We start from the raw sequence: 6,293 nt of genomic DNA, 5'->3' as shown, positions 1-6,293 counted from the left end.
ATCCCCAGTGGTTAATAAATGGACAATGGGGCGTCATTCAATTTTTCAACCCACGCCAGTAGATTGGGTTGATGCTTCTTACCCAACACAATCTCAGGGTAAAGCCCTTACTACAAGCCCAATTATTATTCATCATTTAATTCATCGATTTTGAACTGTCGCACTTCTTCCAGACTCAACCCCGTTTTCCGACTAATTGTTTCCTCATCTAATACATCCAGAAGTTGCTTGGCAATTTCTCGACGGGTTTCTTCTTTCCCCTGTCTCAATGCTCGTCGAATCGCATTACGCTGATCGTGGATATATATTTCTCGCTGTTCTAAAGCTTCTAATTCTTCCCTAGTTAGATTCGCTTGATTCGCCACTTCAAAGGCTTTGCGAATTTCTGGCACTTGCGCCATGGTTTCGGGGATAGTCTCTAGAGTTCTAGCTGTTTTGATAAAATAAATCCATTGCTCAGTTAATGTCTCTAACTCCTCTAAGCTTTTGCTAAACTTGGGTAATTCTACAAACACTAACTCTAAATCATTAATTGGATAATCTGTCAACAGTCTCTTTTCTTTGAGAATAAAATTAGAAATGACCTGATTGAGATGCTCAAACATTTCAAAGTCGGTAATAGTTAAAGCAATCACCGGACTCAGTATCGTGTAATCTTCTCCAGGTTGTAATTGAATGGAATAGGCTTTCGCCGCGTTATATAAAATTCGCTTTTCAAAGCCTTCTACATTCAAAACTTGCATTTCAATAATCACCGTTTTATCGCCAGTTATCCTAGCCTTCACATCTAAGTACGTATCTTTAATCCCCTGAATTTGGGGAGCCAGATAGGGATTGAGAATTTCTACATCTTGGATAACGGCTCGTCCTTGGTAGAGCAGAGCATTTAAAAAACTGATTAGAATATCTTTGCTTTGCTCAGAGCCAAATATTTTTTTAAAAGCAAAGTCAGTTTTAGGATTAATAAAAATCATAGTAATAAAGGGTCATAGACAAAGGGAGGCATTTCTCATATCCTAAGTAGAATGGGCATGGCACGCTTAAACTGAAGGATTCGCCTTGTAGGGTAGTGCCGACGTGCGCCTAGAAAATTTATCTCGGCTACCCTACTGTTCCTGATGTGGATAGCAAAATTATTAGCTGTTGTGCTGCCTTCTGCGAACCCAACTAATGCCACCAATTGCGCCTACTGTCATTAACCCAAATATCGATGCAGGTTCGGGGGTACTCACGAACTGACCACCCCGCTGTTCAATAAATAAACGATGCTCTGCAGTCCCTGTCCACCAAGAGATATCGCCAAATTCGCTGGTTGCAGTAGTTCCACCAGAAAGAACCCCGGCAATCAACCATTCATCGTTGAAGTTTACCAAGAGCGGACTACCACTATCACCAGGGGCTGTAGTTCCTTCATTCATAACAGGTATAGCACTACTTCCGAAGTCGGACAGCGTGTTATTTTCAGCGGTTCCATCATCAAAATCTGTGGAAAAGATGTTAGAAGTACCTGGCAGGATAATTCCACCTAGACTAGCCTTATCGTCATCTCTGGTATAAATGTTAGAAAACCCACCTGGAAAAGCAGCCCCATGAAACAGATCAATGACATTCTCTGCTGCCCAGCGTAAGCCATCCCTTGTACCTTGATGTCCGACACTACCCACACCATTCAAACCGAAACCAACCGTAGTTGCTGTATATCCAACTAAATCATCAGCATTAGTTAAGAACCGCAGTGGCGTGATGAAATCCGGAGAGGGAGAGGAAAGTTCTAGTATTGCAACATCTGTACCATCTAAAAGGTCATTAGTTGCATCTGTTTCAAAAATATTGGCAACTGAGATCGCTTCGATCAAGCTGTTTATGGGATCGCTATCACGGAACCGAACGGTTATGTCACTAGCATCCTCACCAAAAATGCAATGCTGTGCAGTGATCACATGAAATTGGTTGATCAAGGCGCCGCTACAGAGACTGCCACCGATGAAGATCTCAGTGACAGAGGTAAAGGGTGCGCCTAATAGTTGAGCTGTCTGTGCTCCAGCCGTGTTATTGATCACGATAGCTTGCGCGGATGGCTGAAAAGCTTGAAGTGCTGCCCAACCTGTCATCGTGCAGAATGCTAGCTGACTAATGTTAGACCATTTCATGCATTAAATTCCTTAACTGGTATTTTTGCTTATAATTAAGCTGAGACAAGTCTATATGTTTATTTTAATGCTGCCCATTAAATTATTATTAAATTGTCTTGATTTAAGTTTTTGTTATTTTTAATGAGTTATAGAGTTAAGCTAAATCAGTTGGACAGTAATTTTGCAGTAGCAATCCTTATGGGGTAATATTTTAAGCTTCATCTGTTGTCAGGAATCATCAGGTTGAGTTTTTGCCGCCTTAACTTGTTCAATAAACTGTTGCATTCGCTCAAAATGTGACCCTTGCCAATAAATCTGATCACAGGTTTGACAGCGATGAAACTCATCAATAGATTGTCGCGTTTGCTCCGGTAACTGATCTGCGATCGCATCTTTTTCAACAGGTACTAATATGCCATTACAGCGAATACACCGATGAAAGGGTAAAATCGCATCAAATAAATTGAAGCGGCGCAAAACTTCCACAATTTGTTCATCCGGGTTTTTGGATCGCACATAATACCCATACCTCACGATAGAACGCATCAGTAATCGGGTATCGCGAGTTAACAGAATCCGTTGCTCATCAGCAGAAACTTGAGCTAACTCTGGATCAGCGTAGTCATTCCGATACAGCGTATCAAACCCCAACAACCGCAACCCATTGGCTAATTTACCTAAATGAATATCCAGGACAAACCGATACTCCTGGGGTTCAGGGGGACTCACTCTGATACTAGGATTGATTTCATCTAACACTGAAATTGGACAAACCGTGACGCGATCGCGATCTTGGACAATGTAGGAAAAATCCACGGCTTCTCCATTAACCAAAATCCCATCCACTTCCGGGTGAGGTACTCCCAGAGATTCAATCATATCCTTAATTGAGGTACGCCCTTTAAACGCATGAGTAAAGCTGATATTACGTTTGTTTGGGGGCAAAAAATAATTCAATTCTGCCAGAAAATTAAATTCAGCGGTTGCCATGATGAAGATAGTTTTGAGTTTTAAGTGTAGGGGCGGGTTTCACTACTATCTTTTCTGTTTCACCCAAATGCAACTAAACCCGCCCCGATCAAGTTCCAGAGGTAGTCTATCACGTCTCTACATACCTCATCTCCCCCTGTTCTCTAACGAAGGGCGGGTTTAGTTAAGTTATCGTTTTGTACCGAAACCTTATTGGTAAAACCCGCCCTGATCGATGTGTTCCAGACGTAGCATGCTACGTCTCTACATTCCCTTCACCCCGAATCTATTGCCGATCGCGTTCCAAATCACGGATGACTTTTTGCCAATACCAATCCTCAGAATGTCCCGGATTAATGCTTTTCACCTGATTCAATAATCCCTTAGCCACTTGCCAATCCCCCTGAACCATGCCAAAAAGCTGATACTGGAGTTTCGCCGAGGGTTTGTTTCCATCCGATAAGTCGCTAATATTAGACCAAGGAATCAATCCTCGCCCTGCTTGCTGTTGCTGAATCCGATCCAAGCTTCCCGTGGGAATAGATGCAATAAGCTGGCGCGTGTACTCGGTTTGTGGTTCCCGGTAAATGCTTTCAGCCGCATCAATTTCCTCGATTTTGCCCTTATTCATCACCATTATGCGATCGCTCATAAATTTGACCACACTCAAGTCATGGGAGATAAAGATATAGGTGAGATTCAACTCATCCTTTAACTCACTCTGTAACTCCTTGAGCAGATTCAGCACCTGCGCCTGTACCGACACATCCAAGGCAGAAACCGATTCATCGCAGATAATAAACTTAGGCTCAAGTGCTAGCGCCCTAGCGATACAAACCCGTTGGCGTTGTCCCCCCGAAAATTCGTGGGGATAGCGGTTCATCCAGTCGGAGTTTAACCCCACTCGCTCAAACAAATAAGCAACGCGATCGCGACGGGCTTTGGCATTATCTCCCCATTTATGAATTACCAACGGTTCCATTACCGCATCCCCAATCTTCATCCGCGGATCAAGAGAACTAAAGGGATTCTGGAAAATAATTTGCATTTTTTGCCGCATTTGCCGCAAATGCTTGCCTTTAATATGGGTAATATCTTCATTGTCAAATGTTACCTTACCCTCCATCGGTTCAATTAAACGCAATAATGTCCGAGCCAGGGTCGATTTACCACAGCCTGATTCCCCCACCAGTCCCAATGTTTCTCCTTTGTAAACCTCAAAGGACACATTATTGACCGCCATAATATAGCGTTTAGTCTTGCCCAATACGTTGGCTACAGGAAACCCCACCCGGAGATTTTCCACCTTAAGTAGGGGAGAGGCTGAGGCGTCAGAGATGGCGTGATTATGCCGCTGAATCTTTGCCCCATTTTCATCAATCGTCGGATATTTTTCGCGAATTTCTACTTTACCCTCCTCAGTTTTTACCTCCTCCATGAAGTCAGCAACAGTGGGTAGGTATTTTAGATGTTTTTCTAAAGTCGGACGACAGGCTAATAATCCTTTCGTGTAAGGATGCTGGGGATGAGAGAAAATCTGCCAAACATCGCCACTTTCGACAATTTTTCCCCGATACATCACCGCCACGCTATCAGCAATTTCAGCAATCACGCCTAAGTCGTGGGTGATGAAAATCATCGACATTCCCCGCTGATCTCGTAACTCCCGCAGCAAATCCAGAATTGCCGCCTGTACGGTAACATCAAGAGCGGTACTGGGTTCATCCGCAATCAGAATTTCCGGATCACAGGCAATTGCCATAGCAATCATCACCCGTTGCAATTGACCCCCGGATAGTTCATGAGGATAGCGTTTGAGTATTTCCTGTTTGCGCTGATTCAGGTACTGGCTAATGGCTCGATCAGTGGAAGCGCTAAAGCGCTCACTACGAACGGCGCGATCGGGATTTTCCTGTTCATACTCCAGCTTAAGTTCATCATCACTAGGAATCAGCCGCACTTCTTGCAGCCGTGCGATCGCCTGACGCCGTGCTTCGCCTTGGGATATGTCCTGATGCTGTAAAATAGCTTCAATAAGCTGAAACCCGATTGTGTAGACGGGGTTGAGGGAACTCATCGGTTCCTGGAAGATCATCGAAATTTGACCCCCCCGAAATCGGCGTTTTTGTTCCTGATTCAGCGTCAGCAAGTCTTTGGGTTGAGCGCCATCGGCTTTAAAATAAATCTCCCCCTGAGTAATCTTACCCGGTGTTGACACTAACCCCATCACCGCCAATGAGGTGACTGACTTCCCCGAACCCGACTCGCCCACAATACCCAGGGTTTGCCCCTGTTTCACTTGAAAACTAATTCCATCAACAGCCAGGACTTCCTTTGCATCGGTTTTAAATTTGACTTGCAGATTGCGAACGTCGAGAACGGTATCAGCCATGACAGTCTAAAACGAGAATTAACAGAAATTTTAACAAGCAAATGCTAGATCATACCGCATCTCCATTTATTCGCGATCGTACTATGGAAGCTGAACGGTCTATTGTTACTGAATTGACATAACTGATGAAAACTCTAGTCAAATGGACAGTCTCTGACTATCATCGCCTCATTGAGACTGGTATTCTCAGTAGCCGCCAGGTAGAACTTTTGCAAGGAGAACTCGTAGAAATGCCTCCAGAAGGACCCATCCATAGCTATGTAACCGAAGGGGGTGTCCACTATCTACGTTCGCTGTTCCAGGGACTAGCTGTGGTGCGAGAAGCTCATCCGATTACCTTAGCTGATTCCGAACCCCAACCCGATGTCGCCATTGTCCAATCGCCTCGACAACGATATCTCCAGCATCATCCCTATCCTCAGGATATTTTTTGGCTGATTGAAATCTCTCAGTCTACTTTGGACTATGATCTCAATGATAAGCGGAAAACCTATGCCTTGGCAGGTATTCCCGAGTACTGGGTGGTTAATCTCAAAGCCAATCAGATCCACGTTTTTCGACAGCATCATGATGCCGATTACTTAGAATCATTGGTGATCAATCAAGGCATAATTTCTCCACAAGCCTTCCCCACAATTGAGGTATCAATCAACCGATTTTTTGCTGATTTATAATATTTTTTACCGATATCTAATATTTTAATGATGGAAAAAATCAATAAATGTAGGGGCGGGTTTAGCCACTCAAACAACTTGTCACCAATCAATGAACAACAAAACCCGCCCTCCCCACCGATAACT

General features: G+C 43.9%; 5 protein-coding genes. 1 reads left to right on the top strand and 4 read right to left on the bottom strand.

The window, feature by feature from the left end:
- Positions 1–125 precede the first annotated feature (125 nt).
- The 4 genes from ACLFWI_RS24975 to ACLFWI_RS24960 form a co-directional block, all read right to left on the bottom strand.
- The gene (locus ACLFWI_RS24975) at positions 126–974 is read right to left on the bottom strand and encodes an Rpn family recombination-promoting nuclease/putative transposase (protein ID WP_446359097.1); all 849 of its coding nucleotides are present in this window, start codon (positions 972–974) and stop codon (positions 126–128) included.
- Between the two features lie 162 nt (positions 975–1,136).
- Positions 1,137–2,150: a trypsin-like serine protease gene (locus tag ACLFWI_RS24970; RefSeq protein WP_446415168.1), complete on the bottom strand. Its 1,014-nt coding sequence runs from the start codon at positions 2,148–2,150 to the stop codon at positions 1,137–1,139.
- A 210-nt stretch (positions 2,151–2,360) separates the two neighbouring features.
- On the bottom strand, positions 2,361–3,122 hold the full coding sequence (locus ACLFWI_RS24965; protein WP_446415167.1) for a Mut7-C RNAse domain-containing protein: 762 nt from the start codon (positions 3,120–3,122) through the stop codon (positions 2,361–2,363).
- Positions 3,123–3,387: 265 nt separating this feature from the next.
- Positions 3,388–5,493, bottom strand: coding sequence for an ABC transporter ATP-binding protein (locus ACLFWI_RS24960; RefSeq protein ID WP_446415166.1), 2,106 nt, complete (start codon positions 5,491–5,493; stop codon positions 3,388–3,390).
- 125 nt (positions 5,494–5,618) lie between these two features.
- On the opposite strand from ACLFWI_RS24960, the gene ACLFWI_RS24955 reads away from it, so the two are divergent.
- Positions 5,619–6,167 (top strand): Uma2 family endonuclease, encoded by a 549-nt coding sequence (locus ACLFWI_RS24955; protein ID WP_446415165.1) that lies wholly within the window; start codon positions 5,619–5,621, stop codon positions 6,165–6,167.
- The last annotated feature ends 126 nt before the right edge of the window (positions 6,168–6,293 follow it).

Origin of the sequence: Coleofasciculus sp. (assembly GCF_046539235.1) — a bacterium.
In the GTDB taxonomy this organism is placed as follows: domain Bacteria; phylum Cyanobacteriota; class Cyanobacteriia; order Cyanobacteriales; family Coleofasciculaceae; genus Coleofasciculus.
The sequence above is the reverse complement of the archived record's forward strand: the minus strand, read 5'-3'. Positions and strand labels throughout refer to the sequence as shown.

Bases quoted from the DNA above. Each gene is read 5' to 3' on its own strand.
- ACLFWI_RS24960 (WP_446415166.1), bottom strand. From the start codon at position 5,493: ATGGCTGATACCGTTCTCGACGTTCGCAATCTGCAAGTCAAATTTAAA.
- ACLFWI_RS24970 (WP_446415168.1), bottom strand. From the start codon at position 2,150: ATGAAATGGTCTAACATTAGTCAGCTAGCATTCTGCACGATGACAGGT.
- ACLFWI_RS24975 (WP_446359097.1), bottom strand. From the start codon at position 974: ATGATTTTTATTAATCCTAAAACTGACTTTGCTTTTAAAAAAATATTT.
- ACLFWI_RS24955 (WP_446415165.1), top strand. From the start codon at position 5,619: ATGAAAACTCTAGTCAAATGGACAGTCTCTGACTATCATCGCCTCATT.
- ACLFWI_RS24965 (WP_446415167.1), bottom strand. From the start codon at position 3,122: ATGGCAACCGCTGAATTTAATTTTCTGGCAGAATTGAATTATTTTTTG.